This is a genomic window from Spirosoma areae (assembly GCF_054781775.1).
On record NZ_BAAGTT010000052.1, the window covers coordinates 64,962 to 90,188 of the forward strand.

The 25,227-nt window shown below is 53.2% G+C and carries 19 protein-coding genes and 1 pseudogene; 12 read left to right on the forward strand and 8 right to left on the reverse strand.

The features are described from left to right. Positions 1 to 134 precede the first annotated feature (134 nt). The 7 genes from ACYVI1_RS29195 (at position 135) to ACYVI1_RS29225 (ending at position 6,574) form a co-directional block, all read left to right on the forward strand. Positions 135 to 1,328 (forward strand): homogentisate 1,2-dioxygenase, encoded by a 1,194-nt coding sequence (locus ACYVI1_RS29195; RefSeq protein ID WP_460914953.1) that lies wholly within the window; start codon positions 135 to 137, stop codon positions 1,326 to 1,328. A gap of 102 nt (positions 1,329 to 1,430) precedes the next feature. Next, positions 1,431 to 2,555 (forward strand): 4-hydroxyphenylpyruvate dioxygenase, encoded by a 1,125-nt coding sequence (gene hppD, locus ACYVI1_RS29200; RefSeq protein ID WP_460914954.1) that lies wholly within the window; start codon positions 1,431 to 1,433, stop codon positions 2,553 to 2,555. A 75-nt stretch (positions 2,556 to 2,630) separates the two neighbouring features. Next, on the forward strand, positions 2,631 to 3,365 hold the full coding sequence (phhA, locus tag ACYVI1_RS29205; protein ID WP_460914956.1) for a phenylalanine 4-monooxygenase: 735 nt from the start codon (positions 2,631 to 2,633) through the stop codon (positions 3,363 to 3,365). Positions 3,366 to 3,449: 84 nt separating this feature from the next. Beyond that, on the forward strand, positions 3,450 to 3,887 hold the full coding sequence (locus ACYVI1_RS29210; protein ID WP_460914957.1) for a MarR family winged helix-turn-helix transcriptional regulator: 438 nt from the start codon (positions 3,450 to 3,452) through the stop codon (positions 3,885 to 3,887). 76 nt (positions 3,888 to 3,963) lie between these two features. Then, a complete protein-coding gene (fahA, locus tag ACYVI1_RS29215; protein WP_460915318.1) occupies positions 3,964 to 5,142 on the forward strand; it encodes a fumarylacetoacetase in 1,179 nt (392 codons plus the stop codon). Then, positions 5,129 to 6,025: a flavin reductase family protein gene (locus ACYVI1_RS29220; RefSeq protein ID WP_460914959.1), complete on the forward strand. Its 897-nt coding sequence runs from the start codon at positions 5,129 to 5,131 to the stop codon at positions 6,023 to 6,025. The genes fahA and ACYVI1_RS29220 overlap by 14 nt, the downstream gene beginning before the upstream one ends. A gap of 12 nt (positions 6,026 to 6,037) precedes the next feature. Further along, a complete protein-coding gene (locus ACYVI1_RS29225) occupies positions 6,038 to 6,574 on the forward strand; it encodes a hypothetical protein (protein WP_460914961.1) in 537 nt (178 codons plus the stop codon). A 1-nt stretch (position 6,575) separates the two neighbouring features. On the opposite strand, the gene ACYVI1_RS29230 is transcribed toward ACYVI1_RS29225, so the two are convergent. Together ACYVI1_RS29230 and ACYVI1_RS29235 are read right to left on the reverse strand one after the other, a co-directional pair. Then, the gene (locus ACYVI1_RS29230; RefSeq protein WP_460914962.1) at positions 6,576 to 7,238 is read right to left on the reverse strand and encodes an endonuclease III domain-containing protein; all 663 of its coding nucleotides are present in this window, start codon (positions 7,236 to 7,238) and stop codon (positions 6,576 to 6,578) included. 82 nt (positions 7,239 to 7,320) lie between these two features. Continuing rightward, positions 7,321 to 8,625: an OmpA family protein gene (locus tag ACYVI1_RS29235; RefSeq protein ID WP_460914963.1), complete on the reverse strand. Its 1,305-nt coding sequence runs from the start codon at positions 8,623 to 8,625 to the stop codon at positions 7,321 to 7,323. Positions 8,626 to 9,233: 608 nt separating this feature from the next. On the opposite strand from ACYVI1_RS29235, the gene ACYVI1_RS29240 reads away from it, so the two are divergent. Further along, positions 9,234 to 9,707 (forward strand): response regulator, encoded by a 474-nt coding sequence (locus tag ACYVI1_RS29240; protein ID WP_460914964.1) that lies wholly within the window; start codon positions 9,234 to 9,236, stop codon positions 9,705 to 9,707. A gap of 44 nt (positions 9,708 to 9,751) precedes the next feature. Here the strand turns inward: ACYVI1_RS29240 and ACYVI1_RS29245 are convergent, their stop codons facing one another. From ACYVI1_RS29245 to ACYVI1_RS29265, 5 genes are all read right to left on the reverse strand, one after another. After that, positions 9,752 to 10,510 (reverse strand): hypothetical protein, encoded by a 759-nt coding sequence (locus ACYVI1_RS29245; RefSeq protein ID WP_460914965.1) that lies wholly within the window; start codon positions 10,508 to 10,510, stop codon positions 9,752 to 9,754. A 104-nt stretch (positions 10,511 to 10,614) separates the two neighbouring features. Continuing rightward, positions 10,615 to 14,685 (reverse strand): CheR family methyltransferase, encoded by a 4,071-nt coding sequence (locus ACYVI1_RS29250; protein ID WP_460914966.1) that lies wholly within the window; start codon positions 14,683 to 14,685, stop codon positions 10,615 to 10,617. Positions 14,686 to 14,797: 112 nt separating this feature from the next. Continuing rightward, positions 14,798 to 14,953: a chemotaxis protein CheB gene (locus ACYVI1_RS29255; RefSeq protein ID WP_460914967.1), complete on the reverse strand. Its 156-nt coding sequence runs from the start codon at positions 14,951 to 14,953 to the stop codon at positions 14,798 to 14,800. Between the two features lie 502 nt (positions 14,954 to 15,455). Beyond that, a complete protein-coding gene (locus ACYVI1_RS29260; protein ID WP_460914968.1) occupies positions 15,456 to 16,829 on the reverse strand; it encodes a RagB/SusD family nutrient uptake outer membrane protein in 1,374 nt (457 codons plus the stop codon). A 96-nt stretch (positions 16,830 to 16,925) separates the two neighbouring features. Further along, positions 16,926 to 20,003 (reverse strand): SusC/RagA family TonB-linked outer membrane protein, encoded by a 3,078-nt coding sequence (locus ACYVI1_RS29265; RefSeq protein WP_460914969.1) that lies wholly within the window; start codon positions 20,001 to 20,003, stop codon positions 16,926 to 16,928. Between the two features lie 438 nt (positions 20,004 to 20,441). On the opposite strand from ACYVI1_RS29265, the gene ACYVI1_RS29270 reads away from it, so the two are divergent. Both ACYVI1_RS29270 and ACYVI1_RS29275 read left to right on the forward strand, forming a co-directional pair. After that, entirely contained in the window at positions 20,442 to 23,699 is a 3,258-nt protein-coding gene (locus ACYVI1_RS29270) for a PA14 domain-containing protein (RefSeq protein WP_460914970.1), read from the forward strand. Next, positions 23,696 to 24,271, forward strand: coding sequence for a hypothetical protein (locus ACYVI1_RS29275; protein WP_460914972.1), 576 nt, complete (start codon positions 23,696 to 23,698; stop codon positions 24,269 to 24,271). The genes ACYVI1_RS29270 and ACYVI1_RS29275 overlap by 4 nt, the downstream gene beginning before the upstream one ends. A 172-nt stretch (positions 24,272 to 24,443) precedes the next feature. Here ACYVI1_RS29275 and ACYVI1_RS29280 read toward each other — a convergent pair. Beyond that, a pseudogene (locus ACYVI1_RS29280) lies at positions 24,444 to 24,545 on the reverse strand (T9SS type A sorting domain-containing protein); the annotation flags it as partial. A gap of 93 nt (positions 24,546 to 24,638) precedes the next feature. Here ACYVI1_RS29280 and ACYVI1_RS29285 point away from each other — a divergent pair. Together ACYVI1_RS29285 and ACYVI1_RS29290 are read left to right on the forward strand one after the other, a co-directional pair. Continuing rightward, on the forward strand, positions 24,639 to 24,857 hold the full coding sequence (locus tag ACYVI1_RS29285; RefSeq protein ID WP_460914974.1) for a hypothetical protein: 219 nt from the start codon (positions 24,639 to 24,641) through the stop codon (positions 24,855 to 24,857). Beyond that, entirely contained in the window at positions 24,854 to 25,192 is a 339-nt protein-coding gene (locus ACYVI1_RS29290; protein WP_460914976.1) for a type II toxin-antitoxin system RelE/ParE family toxin, read from the forward strand. Before ACYVI1_RS29285 ends, ACYVI1_RS29290 begins: the two co-directional genes overlap by 4 nt. Positions 25,193 to 25,227: the final 35 nt, after the last annotated feature.

Below are 25,227 nucleotides of genomic sequence, written 5' to 3' on the forward strand. Positions count from 1 at the left end.
CCATTTTCAATAGTTGTCGTTATAATTGTACGCTCAACAATAGTTGTCTTAGCAATTAAATACAATTCATCAACAAACAGGCAGTTTTCTCCGGTCTATGGGCACCAAATCGGGGTGAACTGCTGTCCTGCACGATGCCTTTCTACCATACACTCGGCCAGATTCCACCCAAACGGCACACGCAGTTTGCTAAACCCACCGGCAGCAAGGGCGAGCCGGGTGTGCCTGGTGATGGCCCGTTTTATTACGAGCAATTATTCGGAACAATTGGCTTCGAGGGTATGTCGTCGCTGCTGTATCATGTGCACCGCCCCACAATGGTGCGCGAGGTGCTGGACAGTGTGGACATGACGCCAAAATTGGCGGTCCAGAAAAACATGCTGTCGCGTAAGTTGATTGGCTTTACCATCGACCCTGCCGATGATTTTATAGACAGCCGCGTGCCGTTATTAGCAAACAACGACCTGATTTTCGGGCTGGCAGCTCCGCGCCGATCCCTGACAACCTATTTTTATAAGAATGCCGACGCCGACGAGCTGCTGTTTGTGCATCGCGGGTCGGGCCGGTTGCGGACGCTGTTCGGCACGATTCCGTTTCAATATGGCGATTACCTTGTTATTCCGCGCGGAGTGATTTACCAGATTGATTTCGATTCTGTTGATAACCGACTCTTGTACGTCGAATCGCATTCGCCGATATATACGCCCAAACGCTACCGGAATCAGTTCGGTCAACTGCTCGAACACGCGCCCTTTTGCGAACGCGACATCGTTCGCCCAGGAAGCCTCGAAACCCACGACGAAACCGGCGATTTTCTCCTGAAAATCAAGAAACAGGGGTCGCTGCACTCGCTTGTTTATGCGTCGCACCCGTTCGATGTGGTGGGTTGGGACGGGTACAATTATCCGTATGGATTCTCAATTTTTAACTTCGAGCCAATCACGGGCCGGGTGCATCAGCCCCCACCGGTACATCAGACATTTCAGACCGATACGTTTGTCGTCTGCTCCTTCGTGCCGCGCCTGTATGATTACCACCCGAAGGCAATTCCGGCCCCGTATAACCACTCGAATATCGACTCCGACGAGGTGATCTATTACGTCGATGGTGATTTTATGAGTCGCAACGACATTGCGCCGGGGCACATCACGCTGCACCCCGGTGGCATTCCGCACGGCCCGGCCCCCGGTGCAATGGAACGCAGCATCGGCAAAAAAGAAACGCAGGAATACGCCGTCATGGTCGACACGTTCCGGCCCCTGATGCTGACCGAACAGGCATTAAGAATTGATGACGGAACGTATTATAAATCATGGATAGATATGTAGAGACGCAATACCCTGCGTCTCCTGACCGGATGGTTTTTCTGACACATAGGAGAGCACAGGAGACGCAAGGTGTTGCGTCTCTACACAACACATCAACAAACAATGGAAACACTCGAACTTGTAGAATCTCAGTCCTTACAGGATTTCCTGCCGCTTAATGGCACAGATTATATCGAATTATACGTGGGCAATGCCCGGCAGTCGGCGCACTATTTTCAAACGGCCTTTGGCTTCCAGCCGGTAGCCCACGCGGGCCTTTCGACGGGTCTGCGCGACCGCGAGTCGTATGTGGTGCAGCAGGATAAAATCCGGCTGGTGCTAACCTCGCCCCTGCACGGCGATTCGGACATTGGGCGGCACCTCGACCAACACGGCGACGGTGTTCGGGTGGTGGCGTTGTGGGTAGATGATGCCACGCGGGCGTTTGGGGAAACCGTTAGCCGGGGCGCAGCGCCTTATCTGGACCCCACCCGCCAGCAGGACGACCACGGCTATGTTGTCCGGTCGGGCATTCATGCCTATGGCGATATGGTGCATGTGTTCGTGGAGCGGAACGACTATTCGGGCGTTTTTCTGCCTGGCTACGAACCCTGGTCCCCAGCGTATCAGCCGGCTCCTGTTGGGCTGAAATACGTGGACCACATGGTGGGCAATGTAGGCTGGCACGAGATGAACCAGTGGATGACGTTCTATCAGGATGTAATGGGCTTTCAGCAACTCGTTTCGTTCGACGATAAAGACATCTCGACCGACTACACGGCGCTGATGAGCAAGGTCATGAGCAACGGAAACGGGCGCGTGAAATTTCCGATCAACGAACCTGCCGAAGGCAAAAAGAAGTCGCAGATTGAAGAGTATTTAGATTTCTACGGCGGGCCGGGCATTCAGCACATTGCCGTAGCGACCGATAACATTGTGGAGACCGTGCTGGCCCTGCGCGACCGGGGCGTTGAGTTCCTGACTGTGCCGGATACGTATTACGATCATTTAGCCGAGCGCATCGGTCAGATTGACGAGGAAATATCCACCCTGCGGCCACTTGGCATTCTGGTCGACCGCGACGATGAGGGCTACCTGCTTCAGATTTTCACGAAGCCTGTCTGTCCGCGTCCCACGCTGTTTTTCGAGATTATTCAGCGTAAAGGTGCCCGCTCGTTCGGGAAAGGTAATTTCAAAGCATTGTTCGAGGCCATCGAGCGCGAGCAGGAACTGCGGGGAACGTTGTAAGAAATGGACAATGGATAATGAACAATGCCTACGTCGGCCATTATTCATTGTTCATTCTACATTATTCATTAAGAAATGAACCAGAATTATCAAAAATACACTCCCGACGAGCAGGCCGTATGGAAACTGCTCTTTGAGCGGCAGATGGCCCGATTACCGGGGCGGGCCAGTCAGGCGTATATGGACGGAATTCTGGCAACCGGGTTCCCCAACAGCCGCATTCCCCACTTCGATCGCGACCTGAATCCGCGTTTGCTGCCCATTACGGGCTGGCGTGTGGTGGCCGTGCCGGGGCTGATTGGCAACCGCGAGTTTTTCGAACTGATGGCCAACCGCCAGTTTCCGGCTACCACCTGGGTCCGTAGCCGCGACCAGTTAGACTACCTGCCCGAACCCGATATGTTTCACGATACGTTTGGCCACGTACCAGTGCTGACCAATCAGTCGTTCTGCGATTTTCTGGCTGCCCTGAGCCGCATTGCCCTGCGGTTTGTTGATCATCAGGAAGCCATCGACATGATTTCGCGGCTATACTGGTACACGGTTGAGTTTGGACTTATACAGGAACCCGGAGGCTTACGAATCTATGGCGGGGGCATCCTCTCGTCGCCGGGCGAAACGATCTACAGTCTGGAAAGCACCATTCCCAACCGGCTACCCTACGACGTATCGACATTACTGCAAACGCCCTACATCATCGACCATTTTCAGACCCAGTATTTCGTCATCGAGTCCTACGAGCAGCTCTTTCACTCCGTTCCCGAAATCGAAGCAACGCTGGAAGAACTACTGTTAATGAGCAATGTATAATTTATAATGAATAATTTTGACGTGCCAGCAATAGACAGTTAGTAGTTGATTGCCCATTATACATTATACATTACTCATTTTGCCGTGACGCACCCAGCCGACACCCGTGCTTATTTTTTTAAGATTGACACCACAATCAAGAAAATCCGGAATGCCCTGCAAAAGCAGTTTACCGATGCGGGTTTCGACCTGACCGTTGACCAGTGGGTCGTGATTGACCACCTCTACCGCAATCCGGGCATCAGCCAGAATACCCTGTCAGAAATGACAACCAAAGATGCGCCCACCGTCACGCGGATTATCGACCTGCTCAGCCAAAAAGGATTAACCGAACGACGCATGGCCGACTCCGACCGACGTAAGTTTCTGGTGTATCTCACTGAAACGGGCGAAGCTAAATACCACGAAGTACTGCCCGTTGTGTCGGCGATGCGACGCAAAGGATGGGGCAGCCTGAGCGACGATGATTACCAGCACTTTGTGCGGATTATGGACTCGATTTACACGAATATTAGTGAATAAAGTAGCCTGGACGGCCACGTCCGGGAGTACTAATTTTTCTTTTTCACTCCCGGACGTGGCCGTCCAGGCTACAGGAATGTACGGCATTTTCAGTTACGGCAGTAACAGCCCCCGCGTAGGTTTTAAGGTCGGAAAATACATTCTCGACCTCGAAATCGTGAGCCTGCTGGGCTATTTCGATGCGCTTTCCATCGACCTGGCTGTTTTTGCTCAATCAGCGCTGAATAACTTTATCGCGCTTGGAAAACCGGCGCACCGGGCCGTCCGCCAACGACTCGATGCCCTGCTGGAGCATGAGGCCAAAGCCCTTGCCGACGTTCACGACCAGGTATTCATTCACGAATCCAGCGTACAGATGCACCTGCCGGTTCGTATTGGCGACTATACCGATTTCTACGCGGGTATCCACCACGCCGGAAACGTAGGGCGCATGTTCAGGCCCGACAGCGACCCCTTATTACCCAACTACAAACACATGCCGGTGGCCTATCATGGCCGGGCATCGTCTATCGTGGTGTCGGGCACACCCATCCACCGCCCGAACGGGCAATTTATGCAGGCGGGTGCGCTGACCTTCGGGCCATCGCAGGCGCTGGATTTTGAGCTTGAACTGGGCCTGATTATTGGTAAAAGCAACCCCCTCGGCGAATCGGTTCCGGTCGACGAAGCCGAAGACTTTATTTTTGGGGTTGTGCTGTTCAACGACTGGTCGGCGCGGGATATTCAGCGGTGGGAGTACCAGCCGCTGGGGCCATTTCTGGGTAAAAACTTCGCGTCGAGTCTGTCGGCCTGGGTGGTTCCGTTCGATGAACTGGAACCGTTTCGGGTGAGTGGCCCCGTTCAGGAACCAACGCCCCTCCCCTATTTGCAGACCCCAAAGCAGGGTCATTATGCAATTGAGTTAGACGTGTGGCTGCAGGCATCCGATGGCGACGACGTGTGTATTTGCCGCACCAACGCCCGGCATTTGTACTGGAGTTTTGCCCAGATGATTGCCCATCATACCGTTGGCGGCTGCAACCTGAACATCGGCGATGTGCTGGCTACCGGCACCATTTCGGGACCCGAACCCGGTAGTTACGGTTCGCTGCTCGAACTGAGCTGGAACGGAACGGAGCCGGTATTATTACCCGATGGCGCGGCCCGGACGTTTTTGCAGGATGGGGATAGAGTGACCTTTCGGGCCTTTGCCACCAACAACGGATTTTCTCTTGACTTAGGCGACGTAACAGGGACGATTTATGAGAAAAATTAACCCTGCCGACTTACAGCCGAACGAGTTTTATCGGTACATGATCGGCACCATCGGCCCGCGCCCGATTGCCTTTGCCAGCACCGTTGATGCCGCCGGCATTGTCAACCTAAGCCCGTTCAGTTTTTTCAACATTGCCGGTTATAACCCGCCAACGCTTATTTTTACCCCAACCATTAACCGGCATGGCCACAAAAAACACACGCTTCTGAATCTGGAAGAGGTTGGCGAGGTGGTCATTAACGTTGTCAACTACGCCATGGTCGAGCAGATGTCGTTAGCCAGCGCCGAGTTTGAGCGGGGCGTAAATGAATTTGAGAAAGCAGGCTTCACGGCGGTGCCCTCCGATCGGGTTCGCCCGCCGAGAGTGGCCGAATCGCCCGCGTCATATGAGTGTGTTGTGAAGCAGATTGTTCCTGCCGGCGATGGATCGGGCATTGACTCGCCGGGTGCCGGGCATTTGGTCATCTGCCAGGTGGTTATGGCTCATTTCCACGACGCTATTTTCAGTACCGACGGGACCATTGACCCGCACCACATTGACCTTGTTGCCCGGATGGGGGCCGACTGGTACTGCCGCGCTCAGGGTGACGCCCTGTTTGAAGTGGTTCGTCCCAAAGTCGGCATTGGCGTCGACCAGATGCCATCTGCCATTCGTACCAGTGCCATTCTGTCGGGCAACGATATCGGAAAGCTGGGCAGTTTTCCGGCCCTGCCCACGCCGGAGGAAATTCAGGCATTTACTGCGTCGGGTATTCTGAAGGATCTTTTCGAGGAAGCCCGGAACGGCTGTCAGTATTTACCTGATTTAGTGCATCTTCGGGCAAAACAGTATCTGGCCGAGAATAAGGTAAAAGAAGCCTGGCTAACGTTATTGTCAATATAGAGGATCATCACGATGAAGTACGCACGTTTATTTTTTCTATTTTTCCCGGTATCTGGTTTCGCACAGGTCCAGTTGCCAGCCAATGAAATCGGACAGGTTCAATACCAGGAGATTGTGAAGTTGCCGAACTCCAAACAACCCTCCCGACAAGTTATGGAGCAGGCTCGCTCGTGGATGGTTCAGCACTATCGGGACGAACTAACGGCTGAACAGCAACACGACCAGGAAAATAACATTCTGTTCATCAAAGCGGCTTATTTGCTTGACAAACAGACCATTCGCTACACGCTCACCATCGAGCCAAAGGTTGGGCGCTACCGGGCAACGATAACGGATCTGATAACGGAAAGTGATGGCCTTGTGCTGCCCGTTCGGGCCAGCAGCAGCACGGTTAGCGAAATGGAACAGGCAGCCGGTGGGAAAATCACCAACAAAAACCTGATTGAGCAGAGTACCCGTCAGCAAGCCGAGCTGTATAAACAAATTGATGAAGCCTGCCGAAATACCTTAGCCAGTTTAAAAGAGGCTCTGATGATGCCGAACGAATAGCTTACCGATGCCGCTCTACGCCCACCTGTTCGCAAAAAGCCAGTACCGGACAGGTTGAACAATGCGGCAGTGTGCCGGTGCAGATATGCTTGCCAAAGGGCATCAGCAGCCGGTTAATGCTTACCCATTGCTCACGCGGCACCTGTTTCTCCAGAATCTTCAGCGTTTGTTCGGGTTGCGTTGTCTGCACGTAGCCCCAGCGGTTGACCACCCGATGCACATGGATATCCACACTGATGGCGGCCTGCCCCGTTGCCACGCCGAGGGCTAAGTTAGCACACTTCGGCCCAACACCTTTCAGGGAGGTAAGTGTCGCGAAATCAGCCGGAAGGCTGCCCCCAAACTCATGTACAATTCGCTCGGCAATGCCCCGCATCGTGTAGGCTTTCTGATCGGGGTAGGTTGAACCATACAGCAAATCCGTCAGCGTGGGAATAGCCAAAGCGAGGAGTTGTTGGGGGGTTCGTGCCTTTTCGAACAACCGAAGTGAGACCGGAATGGTGGTTTCATCGAGCGTTCGGATCGAGACAATGCACGACATCAGTTGCTCAAATAAGGTGTTGTAGCCCCGGTCAAACAGGTCGAACATAGCCGCTTTCGGATAGGGACGAATGGCTTCTTCGATGCGGGAAAGAACCGTATTGAGGTCGAAGTTAGGCTTCATGTTTCAGGTTCAACGTTCCATGCTAAACGTGCGTCAGCCAACCTGGAACGTTGAACCTGAAACATGAAACAACACGTTAAGTTTAAACTTTCACAATCACCATTTCTACCCGCCGGTTTTCGGGGCGCTCTTTCAGCGTTTTGTTGGTGTTGATGGGCCGGGAGGGACCGTAACCGACCGTTTCGATCCGGCCCGAACTGATGCCCTTATCCACCAGATAACGCTTCACTTCGTTGACCCGGTTGCGGGATAGCTCCACATTCGCATCGAACTCACCAACGGTGTCGGTATGCCCTTCCAGCCGAATCTGCATGGTTGGGTTCGACCGCATCATGGTCACAAGCCGGTCCAGTTCGGGGAACGACTCGGGTTTGAGGTCGTATTTCGAGACGCTGAAGTAGATGTTATTCAGCGTAATTTTCGCGCCCGCTTCAATGGGCACCAAATCAAAATCGCGGGCCACGTTTACCCGATTGGTGACCAGCGTATCACTCTGGCTAAAATAGCCTTTCGCCGAAGCAGTGACGGCATACACACCCCGCCTGTCAATTGAGATTCGGTAGGTTCCGGCTGGACTGACACTCCGCACGGAATCAGCCGGTTCGTCGCTGGAGGCTTCGGCACCCGACAGCAACCGATACGTAACCGTGGCCCCGATTGGCTGTTTCGTTTTCGCATCACGGGTGACGCCGTTAATGGTTATGGCTGTTGGCGCGGGAGTTTCCTGGGGTTTAGCTGGTTTTGGCGTTTCCTGGGGCGCATCCGTATCCAGGCCGGGTTTCGTGCGGGGCGTGTAGCGGGGCTGCGGCAAGGGTTTGGCCTGAACAGGCGGCAGCGTTTTGGGTTTCCGCTGCGAATAGGTCTCTTTGCGAATTGGGTTGACAATGTGAACACCCCAGAAATTGAAGCAGATATATCCCTTACTATCTCTGCATTCAAACAAATCAAAGGTTGTGTATCCGGGGTCTATCCGCTCAAAATAAGCCACAAAATCGACACGTTCACCGGGCTGAACCCGCCGACGGGTTTCGGCGGGGATATTCTCCGCCCGAATAAACTTATAGGAACGTTCCCCCTGGTTTACATACAACCTGGATGTTGGCTGAAAGCCAATATTGCTTGTCGATTCTACCTTTCCGCCTAAGCGGCCCCCATCGGGCAATGGAATCGGAAACGGCCAGGAGCGGCTCCCGGGCGATTTCTCCGCAGGAGTCTCAAATTTCATGTAGATGATGGTGTACTGCTCGGTTAGTTCAACCCGTTTGATGGTTACATCCCGGTCGTTAATATCGTCAACGCGGGGGGATTCGGTCGTATACTGCACCTGTGCGTGCAGACCCAACGCAGAAAGCATCAGAAACAGACAGGTAAGTACTGGGCGGTTCATAGTCGTAATAAAGAAGGCGTTTGCTTTATAAACGTTTGACTACGCCGGGTAGTTTAAGGTTTACTACTAAGGTTGATGGCTATGGTACTTTTTCACGCCATTTTCAACACACCTTGCCTGGCAGACCCGTCTGCTGTGGTTTCTTAGGCAGAATTTATTTTGGTGAATTTTATGATACTTATGCGCCTAAAGTATGGGGGATTATTTTGAGCGCCAATCTGTCCAGCTTCCACGCAGAAGCTATCCTGACGAATACGTTTGCGAGGGCCTGACAGCAGTTTGGTATGCCTGCGGATACGGAAAAACAGTTGCTTACCAGCCTACTCGGTTTAGCTTGCCAGGAGGGTTTACCTATCGACTGCCTACGGGCCATTCTGAAAGCCAAACGGTGCTGGGGCGCTGATTCTGATGAAGGTGGGCTTAACCCTCGCGGGATGAAAAGCCGGGTCTGCCAGCGTGTGGTAAAAACCAACCGCTTATGGCCAGGTGTCTGTCATTGGCCTGACTTGGTCCGAAGAGGCTACTGATCGTAGCGAATTGTACAACTACGGTCGTGTTTTAGCGAATAAGGGTGCAGGGCTTGAATAACTAAAGGCGTATATTTAAGCATGGATAAATCCTACGGACCACAGGCTACCATTCGGCGAAACGTTAGGGGCGCTAAAATTCTCTTAATCGACGACAATCCGGATCAGTGCGCCTTAATCCAGACCGTGCTGCAAGCCTGTATGCCAGAGGTAGGCTTGCTGGTCGCGTCAACGGCGGAAGCAGCCTTAAGCCACCTTCATCTCTGTTTAGAGGCTAAAAAGGAACTACCCCGCCTGATTTTATTAGACCTCTACCTTCCACAGGCTGAAGATGGGTTACGAATCGTAGAACAGGTAAAAAAAGCGAATTCGCCTTTTCGATCGATTCCCCTGACCCTGATAACCCAGTCGACAAAGGAGCATGATGTCCGGCGGAGCTACGATCTGGGCGCTAATTCCTACATCATCAAGCCTACCAACTACGATAAGTGGCGGCTCTATATCGACTCGCTTCGACAATACTGGTGGTATACGGTGACCTTACCCCCTGTATAAGCGGCAGAAATTAAATTTGCCCGGGGCCGGAGTGGAATGGGCAGCTATTTGCCGGTTGATGCAGGGTTAGCCTGCCCCCCTTCCACCGGCATGTACTCCGGTAGCTGATTGAGGAGGTGTTCGGCAAGTTTTACGTTCCGGTTCAGCATCTCCCTGTAGGTTGCCCACTCGTCGGGTTTGAGCGGCAGTTGCAGCAGGCTGGCCGCCGTGGAGATGATACCAAAGTAGCTGCGGAGATCATGCATGGTTTGCCGCAGGTGATCTGCCTGCTGGCTGGTCGGTGGGTGGCGGCTGTCCAGCGCTGCCTGACGCACTTGTGCGGGCTGTTCTGCGGGGGGTTGCCGCCATTGCTCAATGGCGAAGACACTACCTATGCTGATATGCGTCGAAAGCCGAAGCAGTTGCGTGTGCGCCTGGGTAATAACCTGGGGCAGCGTTTGGGGATACAGCCCCAGGAACTGCTGAAGCCCCTCGGTAAGGGCCTCGTAGAAGAGGTTCCATTCGATGAACAAGTCCGTCAGGGAGTAGCCGCGCTGCCAGCGGTGGCGTGCGTGTTGACCAGCCATCTCAACCGGGTCACCTTCCTGGGGCTTCCCCCCAATGCGCTGGGTAAGCATAGCGAACAGGGCTGGTACTTGGTCCGTAAACTCCTCACGCGAGAAGCTGGCGCGGGTGTTCGTATTCAGGTCTTCATTGGTCAGGCATTTCGTTCGCCACTGAGTAACGATCATCTCCCGGCTTGCCAATAAGTAGTCGGTTAACTGAGTAAGCTGCGTTTCATAGTCAGCGGTTAAGATTGCCATATGGAATGGGTTATCGGATCGGTTTGCCTTGTCTTTCTCGTCATTCAGCGTCGGCAGGCGGCATACGGCTCCTGAATCAGGCTGTCAGCACCCGGTTGGGTTAATCAGGCGGACTTCCCCGGAGGTAGCAATGAAGCCAGCAACTGCGTCAATGCCTCCACCTCGATGGGTTTAACCAGGTGGCCATTGAAACCGGCTTCCTGGCTCCGCCGTTTATCGTTGCCCTGTCCATACCCCGTCAGGGCGATCAGCATCAGGCTGCGGCCCCACGGCTGCTGACGCATCCGGCGGGCCGTTTCGTAGCCATCCAGACCCGGCATACCGATGTCGAGCAACACCACCTCCGGCTGCACCTGTTCGGCGGCTTCCAGGGCCTGCTCACCGCTGTAACGTACATCGACGGTATAGCCAGTCAACTTCAGCAGCATGGCAAACGAATCGGCCGCGTCGTGGTTATCATCCACAACCAGAATCCGGCGACCAGCCTTCGGCGGGGATACTGGCGCCAGGGTAGCCGCCGACGACTTCTTTAAGGCGGGTAAAGCGGGCAAATAAATCAGAAACTCACTCCCCTGGCCCAGACCCGCACTCTGCGCTTCCACCCGTCCACCATGTAACTCAACTAAGCGTTTAACCAGCGTCAGCCCCAGCCCGCCCTGAGTGCGGGCCAGTGAACTGTCTACCTGAGCAAACAACTCGAAGATACGGCTCAACTGGTTGGCCGCCAGACCAATACCAGTGTCGCGCACCCGCAGGCGAGCTGTGGGCTGGTCCAGCTCATCAACCGTTTGGTCGAGCGTTATCCAGACATGGCCGCCTACAGGCGTGTAGCGGGCGCCATTGGTCAGCAGATTGGTGATGACCTGCGTCAGCCGGGTGGCATCGCCCGACAGGTAGATTGGCGCATTCGGCAGCGAAACGGACAACTCGGCCTGGCGTTCCTCAAAGAAGGGCCGCACGACCTCAAAGGCATCCGTCAACAGAGTTTTCAGATCAAGCAACTCCAGTTGCAGCGCAATTTTTCCCTGGTTAATGCGGCCTACATCCAGTAAGTCATCGACCAGTCGGACCAGATGGTCTACCTGGCGGCTCATCAGAGCGATGGCCGCGCTCATCGGCTCGGTCTGCCCGGCGCTGAGCTTCAGCGTTTGCAGGGTGTTGCGAACGGGAGCCAGCGGATTGCGTAGCTCGTGGGCCAGCATAGCCAGAAACTCATCTTTCCGCCGGTCCGACTCCTGTAGAGCTACTTCACTCGCGGTCTTTCGCTGAGTGATGTCGCGGGCCACGGTCGAGATGCCGATGACCTGCCCGGCCGCATCTTTCACCGGCGAAAGCACCACTTCCAGATTTAGTTCCTGCCCGTTTTTGTTGACCCGAACGGTTTCGTAGGTTTCAACCCGTTCATACTCTTTGATTTTGGCCGTATTGCTCAACACCTCGGTCAGGTCCTGAGGCAGGGTCAGCATCTGCAGCGGCTGGCCAATGGCTTCTGCCGTCGGGTAGCCGTAGAGGGTTTCCGACGCTTTGTTCCAACTGGTAATAATACCGTCGAAATTGACAGTAAGGACCGAATCCTGCGACGATTCGACAATGGAAGCCAAAAAATAGTTGGCTTCTTCGGCAGCCTTGCGCCGGGTGATGTCGACGAAGGTAATAACAACGCCGTTAATGCGGTCGTCGGCCGTGCGGTAGGGCATCACCCGCATCAGGTACACCTGTCCGTCGATGGTTCTGACTTCCCGATCCAGGGGTTGGAGCGTGGCCAGCACCCGTTCCGCATCTTCCAGTAGGTGGGGGTAGGCCAGCCGGTTGGTAATGTCGGTCAGGGGCCGCCCGAAATCCGTCGGAATCAAATTAAACAGAACCTGCGTGGCGGGCGTAAAGAGGTTAACCCGCAAACTGCGGTCCAGAAACAGGGTGGCAATGTCGGTAGAGTTAATGAGATTCCGCAGGTTGTTGCTCGTCAGCGAAATCTCCTCCATTTTCACTTTCAGCTCCTGGTTGACTGCCGTCAGTTCTTCATTGATCGACTGAAGTTCTTCCTTGCTGGTCTCTAACTCTTCGGTCGACGAACGCAACTCCTCATTGATAGCCTGCAGCTCTTCGTTGGTCGCTTTGAGTTCTTCGGCCTGTACTTTGTGCTGCTCGTTGGACGAACGCAACTGCGTTTTGGCCCGAATCAATTCTTCCTCTAAGTGGTGGGCCACCGGCTCAACCGGGGTCAGCACGGGTTCCGGTTGGCCAGCGTCGTCGGGGGTAGGCTCAAACAGGACCAGCACAAAACCACGGGCCGGATCGCCCTCCCCCAGCACCGGACGAACGTGGAGGGTGAGGGTATGGTCGTCGAACTGGAGTTTGACCTGGCGCACGGCCACATTCGTCCGGTGCTGGCTGGCCTGGTAGAAGGCGGTACGCAGTTCCAGGCGCAATTCGGGCCGGATAAGTTTCAGCAGGTTTTTGGAGGGTTCGCCCCCGCTGATCTGCAGGTAGCGCCCGGCGCGTTCGGATACGTGCAGGATGTCATAGTCATCATTGACGACAATCGACGGGGGCGCATACTGTTCCAGTAACTGCTGGTGCAGCTCGCCATAAGTCAGCCGTGCGTTCGGGCGGTCGTCCCCCCCGGATGCGGGTTCGGGAAGTTGCAATTTTGCCGGCCCCGGAAACGAAATCGCGTCGGGTATCGGGAAGGATCGCGTCGGCACGGATCGGCTCTGAAACAGGTGATAATCCCGATTCAGGGGAACAAACAAATTGCTGGCGGCATCGGTGGTTTCCGACAGGCCCAGCAGCAGGTAGCCGCCGGGATTCAGCGCGAAGTGGATTGTTTCCAGCACCCGCTGCTGGGCCGTGTGGTTGAGGTAGATGAGCAGGTTGCGGCAACTCACTACGTTCAGCCGGGAAAAGGGTGGGTCTTTGAGCACATTGTGGTAGGCAAACAAAACCATTTCGCGAATTTCCCGGCGGATGCGGTACTGGTCACCTTCCTTGGTGAAAAACCGACGCAGTCGCTCGGGTGATACGTCGGCCGCATCGTTGATGGTGTACAACCCTTCGCGGGCAGTAGCGATAGCCGCCTGATCGATGTCGGTGGCGAAGATCTGTACGAAGGGTGCGTCAAGAACGTCGAGTGTGCGTTCGGCGCACAGCATGGCCAGCGAGTAGGCCTCTTCACCCGTGGCACAACCGGCCACCCAGATACGCAGGGTATCGTTCCCGTTTTTTTCGCGGGTTAACAGGGGTATTACCTGTTGCTCTAAGGTGGTGAAGACAGACCCATCGCGAAAAAAGTTGGTGACCGAGATCAACAAATCGTTGAGCAGCGCCTGGGTTTCCTCGGGATGTTCCTGCAGATAAACAACGTACTCCGGTAGGCCCGACAGGTTGCGGACGTTAATACGACGCTCCAGGCGACGCAGCAATGTGGGGCGTTTATAATTGGAGAAGTCGTGGCCGGTGCGCTGGCGCAGTTGGGTAAACACTTCGCGCAGAGCCTGTTGCTGGGTTTCGGCATCCGGCTGGGCTTCCAGGGTAATAACCACCGTGCCCCGGTTTTGCGCGTAGGCCAGCAGCTTCGCCGGAATCTGGGCCACGGGCAGAATGTCATCTACCAGCCCCGTGGCGATGGAATGGCGCGGCATCTCGTTGAAGGCGGCCTCGCGGGGATTCTGCACAAAGGCCGCCCCGCCCCGCTCCTTAATGCGCTTAAGGCCCATGGAGCCGTTGGCCCCGGTGCCCGAAAGGATGACCGCTACGGCCTGGGCACCGTGTGACTCGGCTAAGGTACGCAGGAAAATATCGACCGGTGCCCGCCGGTCTTCGATGCGGACATTGGGCAGTACGACGATGTGGTTATCGTCCATTTGCAGGTGCTTATCGGGCGGCACCACGTATACGTAATTGGCGACAACCCGCATCCGTTCCACTACCCTCGTAACGGGAATGCTGGCCACACCCTGCAGGATTTGGGTTAGCTGGCTGTCATAGTCGGGCGACAGGTGCAGGATAACGACATAGGCCAGGCCCGAATCGGGCGTAACCTGCTCAAAAAACTGGGTCAGCGCTTCCACTCCGCCCGCTGAGCAACCGATGCCAACAATCAGGGTCTCGCCGGGGACGGTTTCGTCGGGAGCAGTTTCGTCGGGCGTTTCCGGGGCTGTTTTTTTCTTACTCACGAGGTAATGGTTGTCTGATTAAGGGTTGTGCAGCGAAAGCGGTAGTTACTGAAGCCGTTCAGTAGTGGTTGACTCAGCCACCTGCCAGGTCATGTTCTCCTGGCTGAGCGGCTCATGGGTGCGTACAGCCAGGCCGAATGGCGGGGGCCATGTGCCAGACGATAAAGACGGCCTCGTCCAGTTCGGCAGGCAAGCGGGCGATAAGTTGTTGAAATGCCTCAAAACCACCGGCCGACGCGCCCATAACAATAATATTTCGTTTCTCCATGCGCTTCGTGTTAGTTGGTAGCTCAGCTACTGGTGCCGACTATAGAAATATTCGATTCGGCGCTGGATTCTGGGTCCGATGTGAAAAGAACCGGTCTCTAACGACAAGGGAAAGACTTCTGCCTATAGCTAAAGGGTATCGCTCTACGAATCTACGGAATTGCCAGCTACTTTTGCTCATCTTGGGTTCCCGGCACTCTGTTGAGTGCGTAAATCGCTTCAGGCTGGCAAGGTTTATCGTCAGCGTAAGGCGTGCAGTGGTCTCAGGAGTTTTTCTCGCACGGGAATTGCAACGGCGCAGCGTGGATTTACCCGCTTAGCCATGCCCGATGGTGCGGCAAGACTGTACATTAAGTGGTTATCGGTATTGTTCGCGTATCTCCCTGAACAATAAAAAGCGTGTTCTTGTCATCCCGACAAGAACACGCTTTTATAACCCCGATTCACCTACTGATCGTACGCTAAAAACTCCTGGATGCCCTTAGCTTACCCCGTTTAACCGGTTAATAACCGGCATTCTGTGTTAATGCCGCATTCGTTGTCACCTCGCGCAGGGGAATTGGAAAGATCAGGCGCGGACTGGTGTAGGGCAGCGTGCCAACGTTCTGTTTGTTGCGTTTGAGGTCGTGAATCAGTGTGCCCTCAAAAGCCAGTTCGAGCCGGCGTTCGGCCAGGATGGTGTTAAGATTCAGTTGGGCTGCTGTCAGCGGAGCTGCGCCTGCCCGGGCACGAATCAGGTTGACATCGGCCAGCGGAGTTGCTCCAACTGATGTACCCGCGCGAAAATTAGCTTCAGCGCGGGTCAGATACATTTCAGCCAGACGCAGCACCTGAATGTTACCATACTGGTTGATGTATTTAACGGTCCGAATCTGATCGTCGCTGTCTTCATAGAATAGATCGTGACGTTGATCAGTAGCGGGGTATAGGGCCAGATGGCTCTCCGTAATGTTGATGTCGCCCCGGCCACCAACGTCTGTTGAGCCGTAGAAGGTATTGAGATTATTGACTCCATCCTGGTCGGTTATCTGGAGGGCGAAAATCGTTTCGGATGTGTTGACGCCATTCACGTTTTCGCGCTGGTCGAATACCTCCTCAATGTCGGCCAGGCTATAGGCTTTACTGACAATAACCCGGTTGGCGGCATTGGCGGCATTGGAGAAATCGCTTTTCTGCAGGTAAACCCGCGAGAGTTGAGCGGCTGCCGCTCCTTTCGTGGCAAGAAATCCATATTTGGCATCAGTAGCGCCAAGTTTAGCTTCCGCATCGGTCAGGTCTTTAATCACCTGGTCATAAACAGCCGCCACCGTGCTGCGGGGCACGTTGCTGCTGGCATCGAGTACGGCGGTAGGCGTTGTTACCAGCGGAACACCCGGATTGGTGGCCGCATCGCCATCGCCCCAGGTCCGGGCGAAGATGCGAACGAGTTCAAAGTACATCGAAGCGCGGATGAATTTAGCCTGTCCTTCAACGCCGGGCCGGTTAGCCTCTAAGGCTAAGTTCAGATTGGCCAGCACAGTATTGCAGATGTTGATGGTCCGGTAGGCGTCCGTCCAGGTAATGTCGGCCTGGTCGTTGGTAACCAGCAGGCGCTTGAGATAGACCTCGCGCGGGGCCACGAACGTGCCGCTCCATTCGACCTCCCCATTGTCGCCCAGTAGTTCGCCATCGCGCTGTATGTTACCGCCATACAGATCGCCATCGCCCAAGCTATTGTAAGCGCCAATGAGCAACGCGTTCAGGTCATCGGGTGTGCTCAGGGCCTGCCCCGTTGCTACCGTATTGACTGGGTTAACGTTTAATTTACTGTCGCAGGACGTCAGCCACAGGCTAACCGTCATTGCCGACAGGATCAGTATAGATTGATTCGTTCTCATGTGTATGCGTTCGTTCAGAATATAATGGCCATTGATAAAACCATTGCCTGGCTCTAATCAACGTCCGGTGTCTACTATTTCTTTGTTCCAGTGGATTTAAAATCCGATCTGCAAACCACCAATAATCGTGCGGGGCTGAGGAGCAGAGTAGAAATCTACGCCAATGTTGACTGCCGTGCCCGAATAAGCATCCGAGTTGACTTCAGGATCCCAACCATTGTAGTCGGTGAAGGTCAGCAGGTTCTGCCCCGTTACGTACAGCCGTACCCGGCTCAGTTTGATGCGGTTGACTAAGGTCGTCGGCAATGAATAGCCCAGCGTGACGGTCCGCAACCGGACGTAGTCGCCCTTTGACAGGTAACGAGACGACTCGCCGGTTCCGTTGCCACCCAGCAAACGGGCCTGTGGAACATTCGTTACGTCGCCCGGCTTCCGCCAGCGGTTTAACTGATCGGTCGTCTGGTTGTCGTAGAAATCGGCATTGGCCGACTGAAACTTACCTCCTCCGTTGTAGATGTAGTTACCAGACTGACCACTGAACAGGGCACTCAGATCAACCCCTTTGAAACTGAACGTGTTGGTAATGCCGCCAATGAATTTGGGCGACGGGTTACCCAGCGGTACAAATTCAGCGGCATTGTAGTCGTTGGTCGTTGTGCGGTCACGGCTTCCGTCGGGTCTCTCGTTGTTGAGGTAATAGAGTGCGTCGCCGTTCTGCACATCGACACCGGCGTATTCCGGCCCAACGAACACGCCCAGCGGCTGCCCCTCCTGCGCCCGGTTGAGAAAACTTCCGTTAATGGTTGTGCCACCGAGGTCCGTTACTTTATTGGTATTGTAGGCAATGTTAAAGGAAGTGTTCCACTTGAAAGCCCCAACCACATTATTTGAATTAAGAACGACCTCAACACCTTTGTTTTCCATTTTCCCGACGTTACGCAACTGTGTGCGGAAGCCCGACGAACCCGGCACGTTCACGTTGAGCAACAGACCCGTGGTGTTTTTGACGTAGTAATCGATCTCGCCCGATATGCGGTTGCTCAACAGGCCAAACTCCAGACCGATGTCGGTTTGCAGAGTTTTTTCCCAGGTCAGGTCGGGGTTGGCAAGCTGGTTGGGCGTCTGCCCCGGAATGCCAGCATAGCCGGCTGATTGTCCCACAGCCGATTCTGCAGAATATAAAGCCAGCGACCCAAAATTGTCGATCTCCGCATTACCCGTCAGGCCATAGCTGGCCCGCAGTTTCAGCAGGCTCAATACGGGCAGGCTCTTCATGAACGACTCTTCGGTAAGGATCCAGCCTACCGATGCAGCCGGGAAAAAGCCGTACTTGTTGTTAACGCCAAACCGTGACGAACCGTCGATCCGGCCTGAAACGCCCACTAAGTATCTATTATTGAACCGGTAGTTGGCCCGCGCAAAGTACGACAGGAAACTGAAGCGCGTTTCGGTACCCCTGCCAGCGGTGATTTTAGCCCCCGAAACGATTTGTTTATAGGCATTACTCGGAAACTGCTGCGCGGTTACGCTGTTGAAGTTCGAGCGCGACTCCTGATACGACATACCCAGCGTGGCGTCGATGTCGTGTTTTTCGGCAAACGTCCGGCCAAAGCTAAAATAATTGTTGGTCGTATTATTAACGACCTGCCGAAAGCTGTTTGACCCTAATCCGTTGGGGGCACCCGTATTTCGGGCTGTTTCGCGGCCATAGTATTCGTCTTCCTGCTGGCTCAGGATATCTGTGCCGAACTCAGTGCGGAACGATAAGCCCGGCAGCAGTTTATAATCAGCATAAGCGCTGCCAAATACCCGGTACACGCGGGCCTGAAGGGCAGCAAAATCGCGGTTCAGCAGCGGGTTGTAATACAATGTATAGTCACCGCTAATCTGGTTGGTGCGTGGGTCGATAACCGGGTGCAGGGGCGGCAGTGCCACAATCTGCATAGGCGTAGAGAACGCATTGTCATTTGATACGCGGTCGTTTTTAGAGTGCGCTACGTTCAGGTTTACGCCTATCGTGAGTTTTTCGGTGGCACTGTGGTCGAGGTTAACCCGGCCACTCAACCGGCGGAAGCGGTTTTTGATAATGATACCGCTTTGATCGAAATATTGCCCCGACACAAAGAAGCGGGTTTTGGCATCGCCCCCTCTGGCGCTCAGATCAAATTGCTTCGACGGCGCATCCTGATACGCTTCCTGCTGCCAGTCGGTGTTATACTTTGGGGTAGGTCCTTCCCAACCGGCCCGGTCACCGGCGGCATAGCGCGTGAAGCGGCTTTGCAGGGAGGTAGCGGTTGTACCGATTAATTTCAGCGCCACCGAATTAGCCCGGGCTTCCTCGAACAACTCAACATACTGCTGGGTGTTGATGAATTCCTTCACGTGCGTTGGTTTGCTGCTGCCCATGTAGGCCGACGCTTCAAAGGTCGTCTTGCCAACGCGGCCTTTCTTAGTGGTAATTAAAACAACACCATTGGACGCCCGCGAACCATAAATAGCGGATGCCGAAGCATCTTTCAGGATTTCCAGCGACTCAATATCGTTCGGATTCAGGTCGGCAATGGGGTTGGTTGGCGCCGTTGTCGAGGACTGATCGCCCGATGTGATGGGAATGCCATCAACCACGTAGAGGGGCTGACTGCTGGCCGTTACAGACGAGTTCCCCCGCACCCTGATTTGCAGTCCCTGCCCAACTTTACCATTCAGGGACGTAATCTGTACACCAGCCACTTTACCCTGAATTGCCTGCTCAACGCTCGGCACCGGCACATTTTCGATGTCTCTTGAGGCAACCCTGGCAATATTACCCGTCAGGTTGCGCTTTGATTGTGAACCATATCCGGTTACGACCACCTCATCGAGCGAACGACTATCGTTGCTCAGGGTGACATTTACCGTAGAGCGATTGCCTATGTTGACTTCCTGCGTTGTGACGCCCACGAAGCTATAAACTAACGTTCCGATGTTAGCAGGCAGCGCCAGCGTGTAGCTTCCATCGGCATCGGTTTGGGTGCCTTTCGTGGTTCCTTTCGCTACGACCGATACACCCGGTAATGGACTTCCATCTTCGGCTGAGGTGACTTTGCCGGTCACGCGCCGTTCCTGTTGAGCCAGAGCTACTGTGGAGAATATACTGCTCCAGACCACCAGTAGAAGTAGTAGAAAATTTCTCATTTGGACTTATTTAAGATTGGTAAATGGCGAAAGTAACGATTAAAATTTGGCTAACCCAACAGACTACCTAAAAACTCGTAAGTTTCTGAGCTTATGTAACCACAGGTAGACTTATGGGCCAATTCTTCAGTAATTTCTATAGTGAGCAGGTTATTTTTAGCGTAGTTAATTCTATGAACCGGTTAACTGCTGATTTTGCACGGCGAAACTTTCATTACTGCGATGGGAGACGAGCACAACGTTTACTACATTCAAGTAGGTATTCGATAACCATTAACCTTAAAAATGATTTAATTTAAGTAGTATTTAATTTGTTTTTTGATTATTTACAATCAGTGCATTATACTTGCCATCGGAAATTAAATCAACCTCCCATGGCAAAACACTTACTTACTAACTTACTTAAAGGCTAACCGAACTGTCAATTGGCTGCTACCAATGGCCTTCCTGCTTTTTTCCGTCAGCCTTTCTGCGGTTGCCGACGATAAAACAAATCCCCGAAAGCCTGAACGCAGGCAATCCACACTCCCCCTCCCGCCCGTACACAAAACACCCGTTCGCCCATTCGATGCTGATCCCATCCGGTTCATCCTGCGGGCCGACAAACCCACGGCTGCCATTGGTGAAGAAATCACCCTCACCGTCTCGGCCCATTACCTCAACATCCCCTCCGCCCTGCTCTTTTCCACCGCTGGCTCAACCGCCTTCCGCCTAAAGCTGCTCCTGCCCGATGGCTTTGTCCAAACCGGGGGCGAGAACCTGGAGTATGTCGGTACCGAACTTTCGGCCACCAAACCCACCCTCACCTACACCCTCAAAGGTTATTTTACCAAAGCGGGCAACACCACCGAATTCCGCCTGCTCCGCAGCCATGCCACCGCCGATGCCAACAGCCTCTTTGTCGAAAAAGCACGACTATCCATTCGGCTGACGCCAGCGGAGAACAGCACCCAACAACACCAAAAGGGTGCCCGGTCAGCCGCCATCACCAACGGGGTGGGCTTCCTCGATGAGGCCGACTGCAACAGCGTCCGGGGCTGGGCCGCCGACCAGGCACAGCCTAACGTGGCAGTAGACGTGGACTTCTTCGTCGACGGGCAGTATGCGGGCTCAACTCAGGCCAACCAGAGCCGCCCCGATGTGGGAGCCTACTTAGGCGATAACGGCAATCACGGCTTTGTCTTCCCGATGCCCCAGTCGTTCCGGTCGGGGGGTAACCACTCGGTCGAGGCCCGATTTAGTGGCAGTTCGCAGGGGTTAAACAGCGGTCCTAAAACGTATGCTTGTAGTGGCAGCAGCAGTACCCCATCGACCACCCCCACGCCCTCCTCGGGCGGGTGTAGTTATTCGGAGGGCCAGTTTCTGCTCAACTTCAATGGGGAGCTGATCTATGCCCACTATTATAATGGGGTGTTGTTCGCGGCTTACCAGAATGCGTCGGAGGGTTTCAAGCCTCAGCATTGGATGCAGGCCGCAGGTTTCGACCCCGCCAAAGTGCCCTGTTTTGCCGCTACTGACCCCCGCCTGGGTTCGACTCCAAGCACTCCCGCCACCAACCCGGCTTCGGGCAGCAACAATGGCAGTGGGCTGCTGGGCAGCTATTACAACAACACCAACCTGTCAGGGAACCCCGTCCGCCAGCAGGTAGACGCGATGGTCAACTTCACCTGGGGCGACCAGGGACCCAGTCCGGCAGCGGGGGCCAACGCCACCAACCTGTCGGTTCGCTGGTCGGGGCAGGTGGAGGCTCCCGTGTCGGGCACCTACAAATTCAAGACCTTCAACGACGATGCCACCCGGCTAACAGTCAACGGCCAGCAACTCATCAACGACTGGCCGGGGGGACATGGTCCCACCTGGTTCGAGGGCAGCATCAACCTGACGGCTGGTCAGAAGTACAGTATCAGTCTGGAGTTCAACCAGGGCTACGGGGGTGCCCAGTCGCAGTTGCACTGGGAGTATCCGGGCCAGGGCAGCCAGCTCATTCCGCAGTCGCGGCTGTATCCCGATGGGGCTTCAAGTGTTCCCACCAGCAATCCCTCGCCTAATCCTACTACCGGCAATTGTGGCTATGCGGAGGGTCAGTTTCTGCTGAATTTCAATGGCGAGTTGATCTACGCCCACTATTATAACGGCGTGCTGTTCGCGGCTTATCAGAATGCAGCCGAAGGCTTCAAGCCTCAGCACTGGATGCAGGCCGCTGGCTATGATGCCAGTAAAGTGCCCTGCTTTGCCGCCACCGACCCCCGCTTAGGTACCACCACCAACCCCACCACTAATCCCACTCCAGCGGGGGGCTGTGGCAATGGCCTTGGATTGACGGGGTTTTACACCAACAGCCCCAACTTATCCGAGGCCCCTGTTTTTATTCAGGATGCTGCCATTAATTTCTCCTGGGCAAATGATTCACCAGCTCCTGGCATAGTAGACACTGATTTTTCTGTGCTATGGGTTGGGCAAGTTGAAGCGCCCATTTCCGGCAATTATATCTTTAAAACTAATAATGATGACGGTACTCGTCTTCGAGTAAATGGTCAGCTTATAATCAATGATTGGAACGGCCATGGGCCAACATGGCAGCAGGGAAGTGTCTATTTAAACGGGGGTCAGAAGTACGATATTCAAGTCGAATTTGTTGACTTTGGGGGGGGCGCCCAAGCTCAACTGTATTGGGAGTATGCTGGTCAAGGTTTACAGATAGTTCCGGCCTGCCGTTTATATCCAACCGCCTTAGTAAGCACTCAAACTCCAAATGGCCGCCAAAGTGCGGGAAGATGTTTCGGTACAGTGCGGGAGTATATCTTAGGGGATTATAAATTTTTAACCTGCAATGGAGAGGTTATAAGCTACACTAAATATGAGGGTAATGGAATTTATAGCGGTGGGCCTTCGGTACCTCCGTCGTCACCTGCTAATGATTTTGTTAAATCTATCAGTCCAGTATCCCGTAAGAGTGGTGGCAGTTCAACGGCTTCTGGGGGAAGTAGTGGCACTCAGATGACTACCAGGGATCAGATTAATTACGCTGTTGAGTTGCAGGAATTTTACGTGAGCATGCAGCAACGAGGCATCTCGTTTAGCAGTGGCGAGAAGGCGCTTCTAAAACAATATCCAGATTTATTTGATCAAATCAGAACTTACATTGATCAATTTGGAAGCAAGCCGGATTTAACCTTCCTTACGCTGGATGTAAATACGGCCTCTGAAGATCAGATCAAAGAAGCAATCCGTAAGATGAACTTTAATGGAGGAGAGATAACAAGTGGAGAGCTCATTCTGTTAGGCTTAGGTACTTTAAGTATGGATGCCTATCACGACAATTTGGAGAAATATTACGATGATGCGAAGAAGGCTACTCTAAGAACTATAGCTCACTACGGGTATTCACAATCTATGGAGAACGGAGTTTCAGTAGCTAATGCCTTTAAACATGCTTTTTTCCAAATCATGCACTGCCGTTCATTTGGCAGACAAGTAGGTGCTCAATTAGCTAGAGAACATGAAGAGAATCATCACAATTTAGACAATGAGATGGATTACTGGAACAATGAACGGGGCCTTGCCATTTATGATGCTGTTCCCAATAGCACTGACCAGCAATTTGATGACGCGGTTTTTTTTGGTGTGAGAGACGGTCAAATGCGTTATCTGAAAGAAGGGAGAAGCTCTACCCGCTTAACCCCGACAAATCAATGAAAATCAGAGCACTACTACTAAGTGTAGCCTTGCTTATGGGGCTATGGGGTTGTGGACCTGACCCTATTCGGACAGAATTAGTCGGTTACAGGATTCAGTTTCCTATCACAATGATGGAGTTACAGAAAGCTTACCCGAATGGTTCTCTATTTGGGCATCACAACTTCATAGATTCTACTGCGTCAATCAGGACGGAATGGCAGTTTGATTCTTGGGGTGGAGCAGGGCGTCAGGATCGCAGAAATCAGCCTTATGGAGTCGTTATCTTTCTAAAAAATAAAGGGAATCAATTAGATTCTCTGAAGATGGCTTTAGAGGGGCAATACAAGCAAAGCCTAAAGCCATTGGCAATACAGAAGTTGGAAGGGGATTTCACCAGAATTGACCCACCCATCTATGTATGTCATATTAATAGGGAGACCATTCTGGCACTTACTAAAGCGGTTAGCTATCGTGGAGACCGGTGGAGTGAGTACAATAGTCTACGAATTTCTATTGGCTACAATCTGAGTAAAAAAGAGGAGGAATTGTTTGCGTTGACAAGTGGAGATATTCACGAAGATACAGACTAAGTTGAACTTAGTCTGAGATAGTTAGCGGGTGATGAAATAGTATAAGGTAAACTGCTCATCACCTGCTAACTAAATATTTCATATCTGATTCTTATTGCCACAAAATATACCCCACCCGGCAGAACTTTCAGATTGGATAGTTGCTAAATAAGTTCGTTGCAGCACTATATTCTCAATTCTTAACAACCCGTTTCCTGAACACCTGCTCGCCCACGCGAACCTCCACAAAATAGACGCCACCCGGCGCGGTCTTCAGGTCGAGGGATTGCTGGAAGGTGTCGGTCGTTTTCGGGCGGGAATCGAAGAAGGACCTTTACCTTTTGGTTATAAACAGGTTATCCCGTATTTTTACTATAAAACAATAGTTATGGCAACGATAACCTTAGAGATAGACGACAAGAAGCTTAAGTTCTTTAAAGACCTTATCAAGCACTTTTCGTTTGTCAAAGTTCAGGCCCCTGAACTCGATGAAGATACTGACGAACAGGTAGTTGCTAATATTCGGCAGGGAGTTAAAGAAATGCGGCTTGTTGAACAGGGAAAACTAAAAAGCCGTCCAGCCCGCGAATTTTTGACTGAACTATGAATTACCGGGTCGAAACCATTGAGCATTTCGAGCGGGAAGCCAAACGACTTAAGAAAAAGTTTCGTTCGCTAAAAGACGAACTTAACACCCTGATTGATGCGCTGGAAGAAAACCCGTTTCTGGGTACATCTATGCGGGATGGATTTTATAAAGTCAGATTGGGCATAAAATCGAAGGGAAAAGGAAAGAGGAGCGGGGCCAGAGTCATCACCTGCGTTAAAGTCATTGCTGAAACGGTTTACCTTGTTTCAATTTATGACAAATCAGAACAGTCGGATATCAGCGATGGTGAATTAGATAAGTTTCTGAACGAATTGCCGCCTAACGAAAAATAATCTTACCTGCTCCCTCTATAGTTTTTCCGTTCCTT

Coding starts and splice junctions, on each gene's coding strand:
- ACYVI1_RS29195 (WP_460914953.1), top strand. CDS start 135: ATGCCTTTCTACCATACACTCGGCCAGATTCCACCCAAACGGCACACG.
- hppD (WP_460914954.1), top strand. CDS start 1,431: ATGGAAACACTCGAACTTGTAGAATCTCAGTCCTTACAGGATTTCCTG.
- phhA (WP_460914956.1), top strand. CDS start 2,631: ATGAACCAGAATTATCAAAAATACACTCCCGACGAGCAGGCCGTATGG.
- fahA (WP_460915318.1), top strand. CDS start 3,964: ATGTACGGCATTTTCAGTTACGGCAGTAACAGCCCCCGCGTAGGTTTT.
- ACYVI1_RS29220 (WP_460914959.1), top strand. CDS start 5,129: ATGAGAAAAATTAACCCTGCCGACTTACAGCCGAACGAGTTTTATCGG.
- ACYVI1_RS29225 (WP_460914961.1), top strand. CDS start 6,038: ATGAAGTACGCACGTTTATTTTTTCTATTTTTCCCGGTATCTGGTTTC.
- ACYVI1_RS29230 (WP_460914962.1), bottom strand. CDS start 7,238: ATGAAGCCTAACTTCGACCTCAATACGGTTCTTTCCCGCATCGAAGAA.
- ACYVI1_RS29235 (WP_460914963.1), bottom strand. CDS start 8,625: ATGAACCGCCCAGTACTTACCTGTCTGTTTCTGATGCTTTCTGCGTTG.
- ACYVI1_RS29240 (WP_460914964.1), top strand. CDS start 9,234: ATGGATAAATCCTACGGACCACAGGCTACCATTCGGCGAAACGTTAGG.
- ACYVI1_RS29245 (WP_460914965.1), bottom strand. CDS start 10,510: ATGGCAATCTTAACCGCTGACTATGAAACGCAGCTTACTCAGTTAACC.
- ACYVI1_RS29255 (WP_460914967.1), bottom strand. CDS start 14,953: ATGGAGAAACGAAATATTATTGTTATGGGCGCGTCGGCCGGTGGTTTT.
- ACYVI1_RS29260 (WP_460914968.1), bottom strand. CDS start 16,829: ATGAGAACGAATCAATCTATACTGATCCTGTCGGCAATGACGGTTAGC.
- ACYVI1_RS29265 (WP_460914969.1), bottom strand. CDS start 20,003: ATGAGAAATTTTCTACTACTTCTACTGGTGGTCTGGAGCAGTATATTC.
- ACYVI1_RS29270 (WP_460914970.1), top strand. CDS start 20,442: ATGGCCTTCCTGCTTTTTTCCGTCAGCCTTTCTGCGGTTGCCGACGAT.
- ACYVI1_RS29275 (WP_460914972.1), top strand. CDS start 23,696: ATGAAAATCAGAGCACTACTACTAAGTGTAGCCTTGCTTATGGGGCTA.
- ACYVI1_RS29285 (WP_460914974.1), top strand. CDS start 24,639: ATGGCAACGATAACCTTAGAGATAGACGACAAGAAGCTTAAGTTCTTT.
- ACYVI1_RS29290 (WP_460914976.1), top strand. CDS start 24,854: ATGAATTACCGGGTCGAAACCATTGAGCATTTCGAGCGGGAAGCCAAA.